The sequence below is a fragment of the Oceanispirochaeta crateris genome, from assembly GCF_008329965.1.
Lineage (GTDB): Bacteria > Spirochaetota > Spirochaetia > DSM-2461 > DSM-2461 > Oceanispirochaeta > Oceanispirochaeta crateris.
In genome coordinates this window covers 3,537,720-3,555,969 of the sequence record NZ_CP036150.1, presented here as the reverse complement: position 1 = coordinate 3,555,969, position 18,250 = coordinate 3,537,720, and the positions used below count along the sequence as shown (strand labels likewise).

Here is an 18,250-nt window from a genome sequence, read left to right as displayed (position 1 = left end):
CATATTCCTCTCTTGATCGCGAACCAGGGATTCTCTTTTCCAAAATTATAGTCTGTGCTAACCTGATAAAATGTTTGTTATTTCATTAATTTTTTATGCTTTTATTGTCATCTACGTTGTCTCTATATCTTTCCGATACTACTACAGCCGGCATGCTCTGAAAAAAAGGGAGCAGAAAATCCGAAAGGGAAAGACTCCCATCAGAACAGCCAATGCTTCTGAAATTGTGGGATTAAGATGGATGTTCGGTGTACAGGTTCCCTCAAATACAGAAGTTTATAAAACAGAAGGAGCCATAGAATCTCTCACACTAAAAGGTCGGTATTCGGTGTATCGCGAATTCTGGGTCAACGGCATACAGATTCAGAGTCGCAGGAGTCCCCGGAAATCACAAGATGACAAACTTATAGAAAATATCTTGGATGAGAAGGAGTCTCTGATTTGCGAGTATATCCTCGATTCCCGGGGAAAAGCATTTCCTGTCTGCATCGGCTCATATTCAATTACAACCAATTTCGAAGAAGAACGTTCCTTTTCTGGTCAATTAATTCAGCCCCGCTGGCATCTTAGGGATGCCACTCCACGGGAAAGACAAGCCTTGATCAAAACAGTTCGTTGGCCATCCATACTTCTTTTGCTGCCTACAGCACCACTTTTCTTAGGTTCCTTCTATATGAAAGACATGCAGAATCAGGAAGATGCCCTGTTTCTGTTGACCGCAGGATCTGTGCTGATGATCCTATCCTTCTTAATACAAGCCTGGCGGGCTCCCTCAAGGAAGGGTGAAGATGAGATTTGCTCGGTATCTGGTCGCTGGGAAAAAATAAAAAGTAGAAATCCAAGGACTCATCGCTATGGCTTAAAGGGAACAGACATCCGGCTCACCCTCTCAAGAGCAGCTAAAAAGAATCTATCTGAGGAAAGACTTCGTGGAGAGGTTGATATTTTTTTTAAGAAGAAGGCTCTTACAGGGAGAGTTTCCTGTAAACTCGTTCGAGCCGATTCCTATGATTTGGATCAAAGGCTTCGGTCTCGAATCATCAAAGCCCCCCGTTGCTGGGTACCTTTTTTCCTGACCCTGTTTTTCACAGGACTCACTGTATTTTCTATAACAATGTATGACAAGCCTTGGAGTCTTCTTGCTGCAATTCCGGGGAATCTGAAAAACGGCCCCCGGGTTCTGCACACTCCAGAGGAGACCCAAAACCTCAAAGAGGGAGAGACCATCCGATTTGAGAAGTTTTTGATACAACCGGTAGACTACATCATATCAGGAGGATTTCTACCCGTCAGTGCTCCCATGGATCTCTTCGAACATACGAATCCTGCAGAACAAGAGCTCACAGAATCCCTGAAGCAGCACTGGACTGAGTTTTCCAGATCAATGAACAGTATGTTCCGCCATGCTGATGGTTCCAAGCTGGATTTGGATGCAGAACAGTTTTATTACATGGACAGTAAAACTGTAATCTGCAAAGATCCAGGCCGGCTGATGCAGTATCTGTCCCAGGATCATCGCTACAATGCCAGAATGCCCCTGGATGATGTGATCGTCAATCCTGCCTATTCAAGGGACCGTATAAATTGGCTGGTCCAGAATTTGGCGTCAAATGTCAAAATGGGAATCTATGATGAAGCCGGGATAGGGTGGAAAAGGTTACAGCTCAGCAATTCTCATGAACAGTTAAGGACCACTCCCTATCCCCTCTTTATATACGCAGACTTTCCCCTCCCGGAAGCACTAAGCAGAGAGAATAAAGTAGAACGGGAGAAAAACTTATACCTGTTGCCCATTGATGAATTGATTAAAAAAGCATACCAATCTACAACTTTGACCTTTATGGAAGGAGAGTATTACCTGTACTCCCCACAAGACTTCTCAGCCCCTTGGTATGATCTAAAGGGATTCAAGACTCTCGGGATGATAGAAATCAGTGCGTTTACACGGTTCCTGAAATCTCTCCTGATTTCAGTAGCTTATATGGTTGCTGGACTTATATTTTTTATGAGTTCTACAGTGGCTAGATTTAGAGAATAAAAGGCTCCAGAGGCAAAAAACGACGAGTTCATAAATCATTTTTATGCACTTTCTTTCAAGAGCCACCTAAAGACTGCCAAAGAATCGATAATTTGACAAGACAAACTTACAGACAGGGGTACTCTTGAATGTCCAAGAGTACCTCAGGAGCCATAGCAGTAGTCCTGTAAAATTACAGAACTAAAAAGATTTCAACGGCTGAAAATATCATGAATCATCAGCTGATTCAACAATGGAAGTCCCTTTCTATACCGCAGTACATTTTCTTTTAATATCTCTATGGTTCTACCTGTTCTATCTGGTACCTGCGGAGTACAATGTGGAGTCATATATACATTGGGGAGATCCCACAATTCACTTTTTGAACTCAAAGGTTCCTGCTCAAATGTATCTAGTCCTGCCCCTGCGATCCAACCCTCTTTGAGAGCTTTAATGAGAACTGACTCGTCAATGACAGCCCCTCGAGCCATATTGATAATGCAAGAACTAGGTTTCATCATCTTAAGTTCTTTGGTTGAGATCATATGATAGGTTTTATCAGTTAAAGGAATGCATAGAGCTAAAAAGTCACTTTCTTTGAGAATGTCATCTAAGGTATCTTCTTTGGCCGCAGAATAATAGGAATCAACATTTTCTGGAGCTTTCTCTTTATTGCTGTATGCGATCACTTTCATACCCATAGCCTTTGTTCTAACAGCAAGTTCCTTCCCGGTGTGTCCCATTCCAATAATACCAATGGTCTGCCCATACAGGGCTCTAAGATTACTCTGTCCTTTGATTCCCCATGTATGAGTTTTTTGAGCCTCAATAAAATCACTGATTTTGTAGCTCAGTGCCAGCATAAACAGAATGATATGTTCTGCTAGAGCGGGGGCTGAACGACCAGCAGAGCTGGAAACAACCAGACCTTTGTCAAAAATTTCTTTTTTGGCAAATTTATTAAGACCCGCATGCCCACAATGAACCCATTGAAGTTTGGGAGCATTTATATATCGGTCATCTAAATCTCCCCCGATAAAGGCGACATCAACACTCTTAAGAGCCTCGACAATGCCTTTTTCATCATCAAAATTCAGCTCAATAATTTTTGCTGGCGTATAGATATCTCTAATTTGTTGCATATATTTTTCGTCGAAAGATACAGCTATCAACACGGAGTGAATATCTATCATTTACAGTACTTCCTTTCCTATATACTAATTCATATATGAGAGGGTCCAGATCTATTATCCTACAACACAAACGCTCCCATATTTAAAGGAAAATTAAACCAAAAGGATCTTCAAGCCCTCATGAAATCCCAACCGGTCTAGGGTGATAGAAAGATGCCCCTTATTATAACTAAATGGAACTTCACTTCCGTCACTGAGTTTAATAACTCTGACAGGATCGACATTGAACGGAACATTGATTTTTAGATCTGCCATCGGGATTGGATCATAGAAAGTTGTTCCATAGTGCCCTGATGTATTAACAAGCTGTATCAGACTGAAAAAATCATTCGCTCCTCTAGCCATGCTAACTTCAACCATTGGAGATAGATTTCCGCCAACAGATTTCAGTGCAGCAGTCTCCTTCAGTAGATCTCCCATAAAAACAACAGTATTATCATGTCCTTCTTGGAGAAACAGACGCCCTGGAAGCCATGGAAGAAAGACACATTTCCCCTTACCATAAGAATTGACAACAACACCGGGAATATCACTGACCTGTTTCCAATAACAACGCTCAGGAGGGCCTACCCAGTGAGGGGGAATAAGACGAAGTGATCCTTTAGCAGAATCGGAATATTCAGCAAAAATGAAAGTATCACCAAAATATATCAGATCTCGATCTTCCATTGATGGATAACCTTCTTTACTATCTAGCTCCAGCATGGCAGATCTCATATCATGACGCACATGTTTTACATGTAAGATTCCGGTAGATTCCAGAGCACAAGACTCCCGTCTTTCATATTCATCATCATAAAATGCTGTTTCTCCAGTAGCAACTAAAGTTCCACCCTGCTCGACAAATTTGTCAACACATGACGCCGCCTCATCAGAGAAATATTTACAGTTAGGGAGTACCAGGGCATCATATTCAGAGAGATCCGTTTTCGTAATACGACCGATACTGATGACATCAAAAAGAATATGATTTTCAGAGAGTAGACGATACATTCCCCTGTAATCATCTGTCGACTCAAATCCACCGAGAGAAATCAGTAACGTCTTAGAATCAGGAGTTAAACCATCGTACGTATCTTTAAAGTGTTTCTCATGGAAAGAAAAGACTCTTTTAACCCCTTCATATCCACTGCGATCTCTATGATTATCAAGACGCCCTATGAGATAGTAGTCTAAGCCTCCACAGGCTAGAAGGCCCTGCCAAAGTCTTAATTCCTGCAATGCTGGAGCTACTGCTACATGCCTGTAAAAAAATCCTATAAAGTCGACACTGGTATTGCTGGACTTGAATTCAGGATGAGATGCTACCACACATTTAGAGTTATCTGATCCACTGTATTGCCAATGAGGAAGAGGTCTTTTGAACTCGGTATTGGATTCGACCCGCTCAAAACCAAAGTCTCCCTCAGTGACCTTATCAATCATTATATCAGGACGTATTTTTTTAATAAATTTAACGATTCTACTTCTGTGACTGCTGATTGTTTCACGTTTAAATACTAGGTATTTGCGGAAAGCAGGATCGTTCATATCTTCTTGAACAGGCAAAATAAGTTGAAACCGATCATAAAACATAGTTTTACATTTTTCACACTGACAGATTCCCAGATAACGATGCTCATAGTTTTCAGTATTATACCCACCCATATTGAAAAAGATTCCATCTATGTCGAGTTTTGTCAGAGTTTCTTCTATAATTTGAGGAGCATAAATTCTCTGATAATCACTATTCACGCAACAATGTACATTTCCGGCAAAGTCCTCAATAACACCTCCCGGAAAAATACAAGCCCAGTCCGGATGTTCTTCATATATCGGTCTGCGTACTTTAGAAAAATCGGTTCTTGCAATGACTTTAACGCCCTCCCGATGACAAGCAGCGATGATAGTCTCAAGACTGTCACCGTTTAAATGAGGACTTTGGAAGTGAAAAGGTAAGTCCGTTTTATAACTAGCTATAATACCAGAGGTATTTATCATAGCAACTGAAGCATGCATTTTTTTCAATGATTCAACATACACTTCTGCATCTATATCTTCCATATCTATTTCGGGAAGATTTGTCTGTATCTGCCTCCATGGAAAATGTTGACTCCAATGACTCATTTATATCTCCTAATTATTTTCTTTTAAAGAAGCACTCTCATATTCAATCTTCTTTTACTTCAACGTTGTTCTATTTTTCGAAGTACTGAACCAACCCGCCATGATCCAGAGACCCAAGATTATCTTCATTCAAGTTTTCCATATAACTTAAAACCATTTTTGATAAAGGTTTTCTCATCATTTTTCTATTCTCTCATTTTGCTAATGATTGAAGCTTTTTCTCGAGAGAACACTTTCTTATCCTTTTAGTGCACCACTGGTCATTCCACTGACAACATATTTTTGCAAAGCAAAGAAAACTAACAATACAGGAATCATTGCTAGGACAAAAACAGCAAAGGATAATTCCCACTGAGTTGCAAACTCATTATGAAAATGATTTTGGACCATAGGAATAGTATTGAGTCTGCGTTTACCGAGGGTTAAAAGAGGTAATAAAAAATCATTCCAGAACCATAAGACATCTACTATGACAACTGTTGCTGTTATTGGTTTTATCATTGGAAAAATGATACTCCAGTAAGTTTGCCATCTGTTAGCACCGTCAATTTGAACAGATTCAATAATCGAATTTGGCAAACTTCGGATGAATCCCGCATACAGGAATATGGCGAATGGTAAAGCTTTACCAATATAAACAAGGGAAAGCCCCAGTCTTGAGTTCAGTAGATTTAGGTCCCCCATGATTCGTATTAAAGGCACCATGGATGTAAAAAACGGGATAATTGTGCCGGAAATGAATAGCAGGTAAAGGCTCCGAACAAACTTACTTCTTGATTTAACAATGATAAAGCTTGCCATTCCAGCTAATAGGACGACACCAAAGACAGCGACGGCAGTCACTGTAAAACTGTTGAAAAAAGTAAGAAAAAACTTCATTTTCTTACCAGCTATCAAAAAATTTTCGAAATGCCATTCTCTAGGAAATGACGCTGGACTCATAATAGCTTCCCGTCCGGATTTTACAGCAACAAAAAGCATAATATAAAATGGATAGAGGAATGCCAAACCAATAATGACTAATATACCTTCAAAAGCCACCAGGCTTCGTTTCTGTTTATATATTTTAGTACTCAGCATTTCGTTCTCTCTTTCTCAATATATTGATCTGAATTAGAGTAATTATTAGTATCATAACGAACAGAACAATTCCTAAGGCAGATCCATATCCGGCTCTGCGATTCACGAAAGATTCTCTGTAAATACTCATTGAAATAATTTGACTGGAAATACCCGGTCCACCATTTGTAAGGGCATAGACCAAATCATATTCTTTAAAAGCCCGGGAAACTGAAAGAACAAGGTTGATGGTCAATGCGGGGGCAATCAACGGAAAAGTAATGCCCCTAAATCTTTGCCAGGCAGACGCACCATCGATATCACAAGCTTCATAAAGATCCTGAGGAATATTCTGAAGACCAGCTATATAGATAATCATATACCATCCAAGCATTCTCCAGGTATTTGTAAATATTGCAGTATGAAGTGCCCATTGGGAACTTCCAATAAGATTATACGCAATAACTTCGACACCGATTTTTTTCCCAAAATCTGCGATGGGAACGGAAAAAATAAAGCTGAAGACGAATCCTACAACAAGAGGGCTTAGTACTGTCGGAAGAAAGAAAACGGTCCTTAGAAACTTCTTTGTATGTAATTTCCGATTCAAAGCTACAGCTACAGCAAGAGCACACACATTGATTGAGATTGTAGAAAGAAAAGCAAATACAATTGTATTTTTCAAGGGAGTAATCGATGTTTCACTTGTGAATATTTCAACGTAATTTTTCAGTCCAACAAAATTCAGAGCAGGAGAAACACCATCCCAATTTGTGAAGCCAAGAAAAGCTCCTCCTATCAACGGGGTTATCACGAAAACAAGGAATAAAGCCAGAGCAGGTAGGAGCATCAGGGATCCCAGGATTGCATCGCTTCCTGTATTAATTTTTAATTTCATATCTTATCTCTTTCATGAAAGCCGGTTTCCAAACCATAATTGAGGTCTGAAAATCGGCCTAATAATATATTACTGGAATTTATGATCTGCGAGGAAGGACTCGACAAAGTCAGGAGAAGCTTTCATTAAACGTTGATGCTCCTTTTCAATACCTGCGGCAATAGTATCGACATCACCACCGACAAACCACTCCTGAGTACCTTTCTTCATGTATTCTTTAATTCCAGGAATCCATGTTCTGGTCATAGTTCTAGTAGTAGGGAAACCACTGCTGAGAAGTCCCTGAAGATAATCACCGGCGGGATCAACTGAACCTGACACGCCCATAACAGATGAGAAATTTCCAATAGCTTTAGAAAAAACTCCCGCTCCTTCAGCGGTTGTCAAGAAATCAAGCAATTTGATTGCAAGGTCCTGATTCTCTGAATCTGCAGTAATACTGAACCCCTGTCCCGCATCAGTAGTCAATAAAAAGTTTTCTTTTGTTTCATTAAACGGTCCAGGAATAATTGAATAGTTTAGATCTGGGTTAGCAATTCGTATGTTTGATCCAAAATTGGAGCCAACCATAAATGCATTCTGTCCTGATGCAAAACGTCTAATAGATCCAGAATCATCCAATCCTAAAGCGTCTTTATTCATATATGGTTTCAGACGACCATAACCGTAATAGACAGCTTTAAAATCATCATCACTCCAACGACCATCGCCAGTGAGCAGGTCAGCATACCAATCAGGATTTGAACCATACAGATTCTGATAAATATACTGATAAACAAATGCATTTACCGGGTTAACTTCTTTAGCTGCGACCAACAATGGTTCTTCCAACCCTGCTTTCTGCAATTGATCACAGATAGCAACCAATTCATCCAGTGATTGGGGATAGTCGGCAATACCATATTCTTTAAGAAGGTCATCGTTAGCAAAAAGACCAGAAACACTAAGATTCATTGGAATACAGTAGACATCATTATTATACCAGCCTAGTGGATATTCAATATCCGACAGACGATCCTGAAACCCTGTATTTGTAAGGGGTAACAAATAGCCTTTCTTGGCTAGATCAACAGTGAGGCTGTTGATGACTGATAGAATAACATCGGGAAGGTCACCAGATGCAACTTTTGCAGCAATAATAGCATTTTTGGCTGCATCATCAGAATAAACAGTGGCTTCCAAATCTATGTCTGGATAAAGTTCATTGTATGCCTCTATAGCAGCATCAAGACCTGTTGCTCCTTCTGCATTTGTTAATACGGTCAATTCTCCACCTAACTGCTCATCCCCAGACTCTGCAGTTCCATTAGAAAAGACCACTCCTGTCATCATAAAGAATAATCCAAGAGCTACGATTAAGTTCCTTTTCATACTTTACCTCCATATTGTATAAGTATTGTTATATACATGGTAAAGCAGAAAAGCTCAAAGTCGATGCATTCAATTTGTTACCTTTGTGTCAACTTTTAATAAGAATTATGCTTAAAACTGGAAAAATACTTTTTTATGCCTTTATTTTCTCTTTTTTGTGCATTATTTTGCCACTTTTTTTGAAAGAAATTCTTTTTTCCAAACTCACCATTTAGTATGGTATTAATGTGGAATGAAAAGACTCAATTTACGTAGCAAATCAATATCTGCCAATATTGCAAAGATTTTTCTTGTTTTTGCTTTCATGAGTATTTCTATCAGTATCTTATTTGTTTACGTTCAAGCCTTCAGAATAACCAAAGCTCAAAAGATGGAAGCTTTGAAGCTTTCGGGTGAATTTATCTCTCAAAGCATTGATGCACAAATTCGCATTATGGAAAGAACAGCAAAGATTATCCTTGGAAATACTAAAATCCAGAATGCATTAGTCGGAATACAATCGCTTGGTGAAGACTCCATTCTAGAGAGAGATGCACTGGAACGGGATATAAGTAATCAGGTTATCTTCAGCACTTTAATGGGAGATAATATTTCGACTGAGTTTTATTCCAGTACAGGAAATTTACTTTTGAAATCCCCTTATCGAATTTGGTCAGAAGAGAATCTACTTGATGGTCTCAAATCACCTGATAAGGTTTATCAAAGTCGTTTTCAATTAGTCTCACCCAATGAACATGGAATAGTAGACGATAGAGGAAACACATTCTGTATCTATATTCAACCATTGAGGAATTTATATAGTGATGGACCAATGGCTTTTGTAGCCGTATTGCTGGATACTTTTGAGTTACGTCAGGTCCTGGAGCAAAATGCTAAAATCATTAATAACGAGAGGAAAAATGACTGTACAATTTTTCTGATAGATTCACAAAATGAGCTTGTAACATCTAACAAGAATCAACTTGAAATGCCCAGAAGGAAAAAGGATTCTACTTATATTGAAATATTTTCCGAATATACGAATTGGAAAATAGTCATTGAAATTCCTAACCAATACTTAGTCTCTGATATGATACACGTTCAGACCCTCAATGCTGTCATCCTTCTGGTTCTTTTATTATCAACAGCATACGGGATGCGAATTCGCCTTGAAAAGAAATTGTTTGTACTGAATGAACTGACAGCAGCGATGGGTTCTGTCAAAGAAGGAAATTATTCTATTGAATTAAATCTTGAAAATCTTGATGAAGATATAAAATTGGTCTTTGGACATTTTAATGAAATGTCTAGAGAAATTGATGATCTGATCAACAGAGTCTATCGAAATAGGATTTTAACAAAAGAAGCACAATTGAAAATGCTTGAGCTGCAGATTAATCCACACTTCCTATTTAATTCCCTTCAAACGATAGAAGCATATGGTGAAATTCATGACCAGGAAGAGGTTCAGATAATGGCCTCGTCACTGGGATCTCTTCTTCGATACAATCTAAAAGCAAATACATTTGTATACCTTGAGCAGGAATTAAAAATGGCAAAGAAATATTGTGTCATTGAACGAATTCGGTTTGGTGATAGAGTAGATATTTCTTTCTATATCGATGAGCGTCTAAAGAGCATGACAATACCTAAATTCATACTTCAACCAATCTTGGAAAATTGTTTTGTTCATGCTTTTCCTTCTGACACCAGAAAAGGAAAAATATCTGTGGAAGGCGTAATAAGCAATGAGAACGATATGTCCATTTCAATCACTGATAATGGAGACGGAATGGAATTTAATAAAATAGATGAAATGAATAAGAACCTGGGAAATATAGATGAATCAGATGATTATAAAATGTATTTTAACCACATTGGTCTTAGCAACATTAACTATCGGATAAAAATTTACTATGGGGAAGAGTATGGAATAACAGTTCAGCCAGGAGCTGTTAGTGGATTGACTATAATGATAAAACTTCCCTGCAGAAAGAATATTTTGTAAAGGGTTGGAGCACAAGAATGTATAAAGTTTTAGTTGTTGATGATGAAGAGATAATTCGAAAGAGTATTATAAAAAAATTAAATAAGATGCAGATAGATTTCATATGGATTAAAGATGCATCTAATATTGATTCAGCATATATGTTAATTTCGGAAGAATTACCCGATATCATAATCTGTGACATTCGAATAGGAAATAGGTTTGGGTTTGAACTGATCACTAAGATTTCCGATCAAAAGATTGACTCTGAAATAATAATAATTAGCGGGTACAGTGACTTCAGCTACGCAAAAAAATCTTTATCTCTCAATGTCAATGATTATCTCTTAAAACCAATAGATTCGGATGATTTGAAACTAGCGATTCATAGGTCTATTTCTAAAATTCATCTGAAAAGGAGCAATCGAGAATATTCTGAAATTGCAACCATTGTATCTGAATCTCGAAACAATTGGAAAATACTGATGGAGAGCAAAAACGAAAATACAATAAACCATGCATCTGATCAGAAGTCAAAAAAACAGAACTCGTTGTACCAGTCTCTCTCCATTTATGCACCCCTAGTAGAAGAACAACTGTTTCTTATTACAATTGCAAATTCGATCGAGAATTCCCGGTATTGGAATCGTCAGAAGAATTCTTTTTTAATGAAAATATCCGAACACGAATATCACATTCTTTTCCTGGTTGATCAAATACAATTATCGGTGAATCAGGAAAGGATTTTAGTACTGGCTGAAACAATTCACCAACAATTATCCAAGATCTCATCTGAAGCCCCCACAATAGGACTGGGGCGCTCTAATCTGACGCACTACAACTCAATGAAGGATAGTCGCTTTATGATGAAGCATAAAATACTATTTCCTGAGAAACGTGTAATAACCTATGACGATATTGTAATGTTAAAAAACTCTGGTAAACTTGAGATTGTAGATACCCAACAACTCACCCATTTAATCAGACAAAGTGATATACGCCGTATTATTGAGTTTTTAGAGAAGATAAAGAAAGATCTTAATGATGGTGGGTTCGGGTATGGAGTCTACGAAAGCGTTTTTCAAAAACTGTTTTCTATTCTAGGAGATTCTATTCAGGATTCACAGTATGTAAGTGTCCTGCAAACAGATCAGAAAGTATATGAATTCAATAATGTTGAATCACTATTCGATCATATCAAAATGATTTTTTCTAAAGTGGTTTTGGAAGAAAATTTAGATTTTGGTACTGATTACCGTCAAAAAAGAGTCTTTCTGTTTAAAGCCTATATTGATGATAATTTTACCAATCCCCTGTCACTTCAAGATTATTGTAACAAACAAAATTTAAATATCAGTTATTTGAGTAAAGAATTTAAGAACTTAATAGGAGTAAATTACCAATGTTATCTTCTTGGACTCAGAATAGAGAAAGCAAAAGAATATCTTCAGGAGACTGATGAGAAAATTGGAGACATATCATTACTTATCGGTTTTCAAGACCAGCACCATTTCAGTCGTACATTCAAGAAATTGACTGGTAAATCGCCTCGCGATTTCCGTAATGATGCCTTAAAAAAGAAGCGATCCCCCATAATAAAGCCTTTGCATTGAAATAAAATAGAGATCTATCATTAACATGATCATATATAAGATTTAAGATATCAAGCTGGATTTACGAAGTAAATGAGACTAATCTAACGAAAGATGAATTAGAATCCTTATTCAACACTTCCTACTTAGCATTGCTCGTACTAATTTTAATTCGAATAAAGAGTCCCCATTTTAACACTTCGTGAAAACAGTTATCCACTAATCATATAAAATGATGCCCATTTTCCTTATCTCTTTAAGGTTCTTTCGTAAGCGTCAAATCTACAGGCCCTACGAATATTCAGAAGTTCCATGCACAATTTCCGCAAGGAGAATTACAGCATGGAAACAAAAGACATTTGGGTACAGAGATTTAAAGAATGGGAAGAGAGCGGTTTAAAGAGAGCAGAGTACTGTAGGCAGAATAATTTTCCCGTTTCAACCTTCGACTACTGGCGGTATAGAATCCGTAAGGAGTCTGAAAAGGCAGAAGGGGACAGCCTGGTAAAGCTTCCGGTTGTAATTCAACCGACTCAATCCGGTTCGTTTTCTCTCGAATATCCCTCAGGTCATAAGATTCACATTCCTGGGAACTACAATTCCAATATGCTGCGGCGTCTGGTTACCGATCTGAACGAGGTGTTCAAATGATCCCTGATCTATCGAGCATCCAGATCTATGTTCGTCCCGGTGCTACTGATATGCGAAAGCAGGTAAACGGACTATCCATCATCACAGAGGAAGAGATGGAACTTCATCCTGGTTCTGGCAACCTGTTTCTGTTCTGCAGTAGAGACAGGAAGCTGATCAAGTGTATCTTTTGGGATCGAAATGGCTTCTGTCTCTGGCAGAAGCGTCTTGAGAAAGGAAAGTACCCCTGGCCTGAAACAGAAGAGCAGGCCAGACATATATCACAGGACCAGTTGAAGATGCTTCTTGATGGTATCGACTTCTGGCATGCCCACCAGACTCTCTGTTATGAAGAGATTACCTGAACCATCTTCCCACAGAAATTCAAAGATGATAGAATTTCGTCATGGACTTGGCGGAGATACAGGAGTCACCGAAGAAAGCTCTTGAGCTAATTCAACAGTTAACTGGAACCGTTGAAAAACGCGATGCTCAGATAGAGCAGCTTAAGGATGAGCTTCGCCTTGCTCTTCATCGAAAGTTCGGCCGTTCCAGTGAGAAGATAGATCCCAGTCAGAAAGATATGTTCGAGGAAGATACCCCTTCAGTAGAAGAGCTCGTCCCCAAAGAACAGATCTCCGTACCGCCTCATCGCAGAACCAAGGCAGGTCGCAAGCCCTTAGACCCCAGTATTCCCCGTGAAGACATCATCCATGACATCCCCGAAGAAGAGAAGCTTTGCCGCTGCGGTCATATGCTTGTAAAGGTAGATGAGGTCATCAGTGAGAGGCTGAAACATATACCCGAGCAGATCTATGTGGAACGGCATATCCGTCCCAAATACGCCTGTAAGAACTGTGAAGGCTCCTGAGACGAAGACAAGCCTGTTTTCCGGGTTGCACCGGCGCCTCCCTCCATTCTACCTGGCAGTATCGTTACTTCTGGTCTTCAAGCCTTTATCCTGGTGAATAAATTCTGCGATCATCTGCCCTTCTACAGACAAGAGAAACGTTTCGAACGCATCGGCGCCCATATCAGCCGCCAGGATATGTCAAATTGGACAAACAAAGTATATGACTTCCTCCAGTTCCTAATGGATATCTTCAAAGAAAAGATCAAAGAAGGGCCGGTTATTCAGATGGATGAGACCACGGTCCAGGTTATGGGAGAAGAGAACCGTCCCGATACTTCAAAATCCTATATGTGGCTGGCACGGGGAGGTCCTCCGGAATCGCCTCTTGTGATCTACGAGTACCATGAAACCAGAAGTTCTCAGCATGCCAAGGCATTCCTGGAAGGATTCTCGGGATACCTTCAGACCGATGGCTACCAGGCCTATGAAACTGCTCTTGATGGCAATGACGACATCGTTCATGTTGGCTGTATGGCTCATGCCCGCCGGAAGTTTGTCGAGGATGCCAAGGCGTCAAAGGGCTGGAAGTGCCCAGATCGCGGTTAAGAAGATCAAGGAGATCTATCGGATTGAGAGCAGACTGAGAGATAAGGATCTGGATGAGTCCGAGTTCTTGAACCAAAGAAAGACACAGATCCAGCCGCTTCTCGATGACCTGAAATCCTGGCTGGACGATAAGGCTGAAAAGGTCCGCCCTTCAACGGCTACAGGAAAGGCTGTCTCCTATACTCTGGGACAGTGGAGCAAGATCATCCGTTTCCTGGATTCTCCTTATCTGACTCCGGATAACAATACAGCAGAACAATCTATCAAGCCCTTCGTAGTGGGACGAAAAAACTGGCTGTTCTCAGGATCGCCCACCGGGGCCAAGGCCAGCAGCCTTTTCTATTCCCTGATCGAGACGGCAAAAGCCAACGACTTGAATCCTTATGGATATCTTTACTGGATCTTCGAGCAGTACGCAGGCAAAGGTGATAATTTTGATAATGAAACACTGCTTCCCTGGAAATGTGACAAGGAAGCGATCAAGAAGGTGGCTTTCAAGGGCCTGTAGATTTAACGCTTACAATAAAACAGTCAACTAAAACAATCTCCGATTTTTCCATCTTTTTTCTGATAGTAAAGATGACCAGTATTATGAATAATTGCCCCTGAGGGTTAGAGGAACAATATGAGACAACATCAGAAATTAGGACTCTTATTTATTATAAATTGATCAGAGAGACGTTACTAAAACCCGACTTGACAATCATCAAACAATAGGTAGACTGATCTGTATACTTCAATCAGAAAGAGGCTGCCAAGAGTGTCGACCCAAAAAACTTCTGCTCGCGAACGGCTGCTCAATGCGGCAGCAAATCTTTTTTACAACAATGGGATAGCAGCGACAGGAATTGACTCAATTATTAAAAAAGCCAAAGTGGCTAAGATGAGCCTTTATAATAATTTTTCGTCTAAAGACGACTTGGTGCAAACATACATTAATAAACGACATTCTGAATGGCTGGATTTGTATAGAAATAGATTAAAAAAATCAAATATACCGAGGGAGCGTGTCCTGGCTGTATTTGATGTGTACCTTGATCATGCCGCGTTTGAGTATGAACGGGGTTTCAGGGGATGCGGCATTCTTAATGCGGCTGCGGAACTCCCGGCGAAATCCCGAGGTAGAGAGGCTGTTAGGAAACACAAGGACGAAGTAGAAGCTATATTACAAATGCATCTACTCGAGTATCCTTCTATGACTCAGGAGAAATCAGAGTCTATTGCCGAGCATTTATCCTTTCTTCTGGAAGGCGCAATGGCCAGAGCCGGCCTGGAAGGAAGCAGTGAAAAAATAATTCATGCTAAAAAGTTAGCGACTCATATGCTGGAGACCTTATGAAAAGGAATGAGGTCTTTTGTGGTTCCATGGGAGTGTTGGCTGCATCCTTTCTTTGGGGGACAACGGGCACTGCGGCAACTTTTGCTCCTGATGTGAACCCTATAGCCATAGGAGCAGCGGCTATGGGAATTGGTGGAATCATGCAGTTCCTCTCGGCAAGAGGTTTGATATCGATCTACCGCAATGTATTAGTCCAACAATGGAGACTGCTTCTTATAGGCAGCGTTGCCATAGGAGTTTATCCACTGACATTCTATACCTCAATGAAGCTCGCAGGTGTTGCAGTGGGGACAGTGATATCTATCGGACTTGCTCCATTGATATCGGCGCTTCTCGAATCTATTATTGACAGAAAAAAGCTTTCAATGAAGTGGAAAATGGGGGCATTGATTGGAATTCTGGGGGTTGTATTACTTTGTCTGACAAAGTCCGGTCAGCAATCTAACGAAATTCAAATGATGTATTACAAAAAAACATTCGGTGTACTGACAGGAGTCCTTGCAGCATTTACCTATGCCCTCTTTTCGTATGTTGCTCATAAGCTGATGAAACGGGGTGTTGCCAGCCGTGCAGCCATGGGATCACTATTCGGCCTGGGTGGAGCAATACTCTTACCGGTTCTCTTATTTACAGGAAAGTCCTTTCTGAATTCGTGGCTAAATTTAGCCGTCGGCATGTATATGGCAACTATCCCCATGTTTATTGGTTATCTCTTCTTTGGCTACGGTCTTTCAAAGATTAACGCGAGCATGGCGACGACATTATCCCTTTTTGAACCAGCAGTAGCCACACTCTTCGCAGTGATTATTGTTGGTGAACAAATTTCATTGACAGCATGGTATGGAATTGGTCTCATCATAGCATGCTTGTTCATCTTAACTGTTCCAGTTCTTGATTTGAATCTTCTGACACGGATCAGGAAAGCCATAATTGCAGAGTGAAAACAGAACTAAAGTAGTTACAAACGTAATCAAAATGAGAGAAGAAGCACATAGATTCCATCATTTCAGAAGTATTGATCCTGGGAATTCTGTTTCAAAATATCGATAGATGCAAAAGTAGAAAGCAAGCGATTTTAGGCTCCATAAACATAGTAACACCCTGCTGTTAAGCTCTACCCCTTACGCATCTTATACGAATGTTCCTGCCCTACTTCCACAACATCTCACAGATTTGGACCTTGCTGTAGCACTTGCTCTTAATCCAGAAGGGAAACATCCCAGAAGATCGGGAAATAGAACTAAGTGGTAGTGCTGAAGAAGGAATCATTTGACCAGTGCAAAAAAACTCTGGCCAAAAATACAGCCTGATATTAGATCGTCAGCTAAGGGCTTCCTCCATATTCTCCTCGGCATTGTCCTCTACAGATTCCCCAAGAGGCTCTTCTTCTGATTCATTCGTGCTACCAGGCCCCGCTGAGGCACTAAGCTGAGGTTTGAATTCCACATGCTCCCCTACAACTTTCACCTTATAATGGCTGCTCCCCTCTTCATCAGTCCAGCGGTCCTGTTTTAATCGTCCCACAACACGAACACCTCGACCTTTCTGCAGATGTTTTTCGCAGGCTTCAGCCACCTTTGACCACACTTCTACATCAAAATAGGACACCTCGCTCTGACGGATACCTTCTGATTTGTAATAGCGGTTGCTGGCTACAGAAAATTTGCACACAGGGGTTCCCTTGGGAGTCAGATTGGCCTCGGGATCTCGCACCAGATTACCTTCCAAAATGACGCTGTTAAGGTTGTTCATACATTTCTCCTTTAACAAAAAGATTGAATTACCTTATTTACAGAAGAGAATTATTCCCTGATTTAAAAAATGGAATAATTTTTTAAAAACCCATCCCATCGGTTTTAACTGAGACCTCTGACACTCCCTGACAACAACCGAGGTAAAAGATGGAGACTTTCCTCTCGGCTTAGCTGTCTTTTACCTTGACTTGTTCGAAATGGAAAGACTAAAATTTAAACATACCGACCGTAGGTATGTTATTTCAATGGAGTATATGTGAAAGAGACAAAAGAAAAGATCCTACTAAAAGCCCTACAGTTCCTGGTGGAAAATGACTATGAAAGAGTCTCCCTCAATTCTATTGCAGATGGCATAGGAATCACCAAGGGCGGCATCTATCATTACTTCGGTAGCAAGGAGGAACTCTTCCAGGAGTGTCTGCGGACTGTCTTTTCAAAAATGCAGAACATTACGATGAACTCACTCAAAGGAGATTACTCCCTGGAAGAACTGCTGCGGGGTCTATTTTCCTTTGAAACCTACCTGAATGAATTCGAAAAAAACACGGGGATAGACTTTGCCGGAAATTATCTAAATTTCAGCTACCTCATGTTTATGGGGATTAAGAAATTCCCTGCGATTAAGGAGTTGATTACCGAAATTTACAGGGGAATGCAAAAGGACCTAGAGAATTTAATTTCTCATTTACAAACAGAAGGTGATGTCCGTAAAGAGATTGATTGTCGGCAGCTGGCTTTTGAACTTGTTGCCATGGCAGAAGGTGTCATGCTGATTTCAGAATTTACAAGCGATATAGATTTCACAACCATTGGTGAGAGTCTTGTTCAGTCCACCCTGAAGAGAGTCCAGGCATAGAATAAGACCA

At 40.0% G+C, this 18,250-nt stretch carries 17 protein-coding genes; 11 read left to right on the top strand and 6 right to left on the bottom strand.

The genetic code is table 11. The features are described from left to right. Window positions 1-70: 70 nt before the first annotated feature. A complete protein-coding gene (locus EXM22_RS16180; protein WP_149487516.1) occupies window positions 71-2,038 on the top strand; it encodes a hypothetical protein in 1,968 nt (655 codons plus the stop codon). A 191-nt stretch (window positions 2,039-2,229) separates the two neighbouring features. On the opposite strand, the gene EXM22_RS16175 is transcribed toward EXM22_RS16180, so the two are convergent. The 5 genes from EXM22_RS16175 to EXM22_RS16155 form a co-directional block, all read right to left on the bottom strand. After that, window positions 2,230-3,210, bottom strand: a complete 981-nt coding sequence (locus EXM22_RS16175; protein WP_149487515.1) for a D-2-hydroxyacid dehydrogenase — start codon at window positions 3,208-3,210, stop codon at window positions 2,230-2,232. A gap of 93 nt (window positions 3,211-3,303) precedes the next feature. Beyond that, a complete protein-coding gene (locus EXM22_RS16170; RefSeq protein ID WP_149487514.1) occupies window positions 3,304-5,316 on the bottom strand; it encodes an alpha-amylase family protein in 2,013 nt (670 codons plus the stop codon). 237 nt (window positions 5,317-5,553) lie between these two features. Next, window positions 5,554-6,396, bottom strand: coding sequence for a carbohydrate ABC transporter permease (locus EXM22_RS16165; RefSeq protein WP_149487513.1), 843 nt, complete (start codon window positions 6,394-6,396; stop codon window positions 5,554-5,556). Continuing rightward, window positions 6,383-7,273 carry a carbohydrate ABC transporter permease gene (locus EXM22_RS16160; RefSeq protein ID WP_149487512.1) on the bottom strand — a complete coding sequence of 297 codons (891 nt, stop codon included), beginning with the start codon at window positions 7,271-7,273 and terminating at the stop codon, window positions 6,383-6,385. The genes EXM22_RS16165 and EXM22_RS16160 overlap by 14 nt, the downstream gene beginning before the upstream one ends. A gap of 69 nt (window positions 7,274-7,342) precedes the next feature. Then, entirely contained in the window at window positions 7,343-8,644 is a 1,302-nt protein-coding gene (locus EXM22_RS16155) for an ABC transporter substrate-binding protein (protein WP_149487511.1), read from the bottom strand. 232 nt (window positions 8,645-8,876) lie between these two features. On the opposite strand from EXM22_RS16155, the gene EXM22_RS16150 reads away from it, so the two are divergent. The 9 genes from EXM22_RS16150 (at window position 8,877) to EXM22_RS16110 (ending at window position 16,571) form a co-directional block, all read left to right on the top strand. Then, window positions 8,877-10,631 carry a sensor histidine kinase gene (locus EXM22_RS16150; RefSeq protein ID WP_149487510.1) on the top strand — a complete coding sequence of 585 codons (1,755 nt, stop codon included), beginning with the start codon at window positions 8,877-8,879 and terminating at the stop codon, window positions 10,629-10,631. A 17-nt stretch (window positions 10,632-10,648) separates the two neighbouring features. Then, window positions 10,649-12,223, top strand: a complete 1,575-nt coding sequence (locus EXM22_RS16145; protein WP_149487509.1) for a response regulator — start codon at window positions 10,649-10,651, stop codon at window positions 12,221-12,223. Between the two features lie 321 nt (window positions 12,224-12,544). Beyond that, a complete protein-coding gene (gene tnpA / locus EXM22_RS16140) occupies window positions 12,545-12,853 on the top strand; it encodes an IS66 family insertion sequence element accessory protein TnpA (protein ID WP_149487508.1) in 309 nt (102 codons plus the stop codon). Then, window positions 12,850-13,197, top strand: coding sequence for an IS66 family insertion sequence element accessory protein TnpB (gene tnpB, locus EXM22_RS16135; protein ID WP_149487507.1), 348 nt, complete (start codon window positions 12,850-12,852; stop codon window positions 13,195-13,197). The genes tnpA and tnpB overlap by 4 nt, the downstream gene beginning before the upstream one ends. A 41-nt stretch (window positions 13,198-13,238) precedes the next feature. Beyond that, on the top strand, window positions 13,239-13,703 hold the full coding sequence (locus tag EXM22_RS16130; RefSeq protein ID WP_149487506.1) for an IS66 family transposase zinc-finger binding domain-containing protein: 465 nt from the start codon (window positions 13,239-13,241) through the stop codon (window positions 13,701-13,703). 45 nt (window positions 13,704-13,748) lie between these two features. Next, on the top strand, window positions 13,749-14,291 hold the full coding sequence (locus EXM22_RS16125; RefSeq protein WP_149487505.1) for an IS66 family transposase: 543 nt from the start codon (window positions 13,749-13,751) through the stop codon (window positions 14,289-14,291). Further along, the gene (locus tag EXM22_RS16120) at window positions 14,248-14,799 is read left to right on the top strand and encodes an IS66 family transposase (RefSeq protein ID WP_168203570.1); all 552 of its coding nucleotides are present in this window, start codon (window positions 14,248-14,250) and stop codon (window positions 14,797-14,799) included. The genes EXM22_RS16125 and EXM22_RS16120 overlap by 44 nt, the downstream gene beginning before the upstream one ends. A 252-nt stretch (window positions 14,800-15,051) precedes the next feature. Continuing rightward, on the top strand, window positions 15,052-15,630 hold the full coding sequence (locus EXM22_RS16115) for a TetR/AcrR family transcriptional regulator (RefSeq protein ID WP_246157034.1): 579 nt from the start codon (window positions 15,052-15,054) through the stop codon (window positions 15,628-15,630). Beyond that, on the top strand, window positions 15,627-16,571 hold the full coding sequence (locus tag EXM22_RS16110) for a DMT family transporter (protein WP_149487502.1): 945 nt from the start codon (window positions 15,627-15,629) through the stop codon (window positions 16,569-16,571). The genes EXM22_RS16115 and EXM22_RS16110 overlap by 4 nt, the downstream gene beginning before the upstream one ends. Window positions 16,572-16,950: 379 nt before the next feature. Here EXM22_RS16110 and EXM22_RS16105 read toward each other — a convergent pair whose 3' ends face one another. After that, window positions 16,951-17,382 (bottom strand): single-stranded DNA-binding protein, encoded by a 432-nt coding sequence (locus tag EXM22_RS16105; protein ID WP_149487501.1) that lies wholly within the window; start codon window positions 17,380-17,382, stop codon window positions 16,951-16,953. Window positions 17,383-17,640: 258 nt separating this feature from the next. Between EXM22_RS16105 and EXM22_RS16100 the strand changes: the two genes are divergently transcribed. Next, window positions 17,641-18,240, top strand: a complete 600-nt coding sequence (locus EXM22_RS16100; protein ID WP_149487500.1) for a TetR/AcrR family transcriptional regulator — start codon at window positions 17,641-17,643, stop codon at window positions 18,238-18,240. Window positions 18,241-18,250 lie beyond the last annotated feature (10 nt).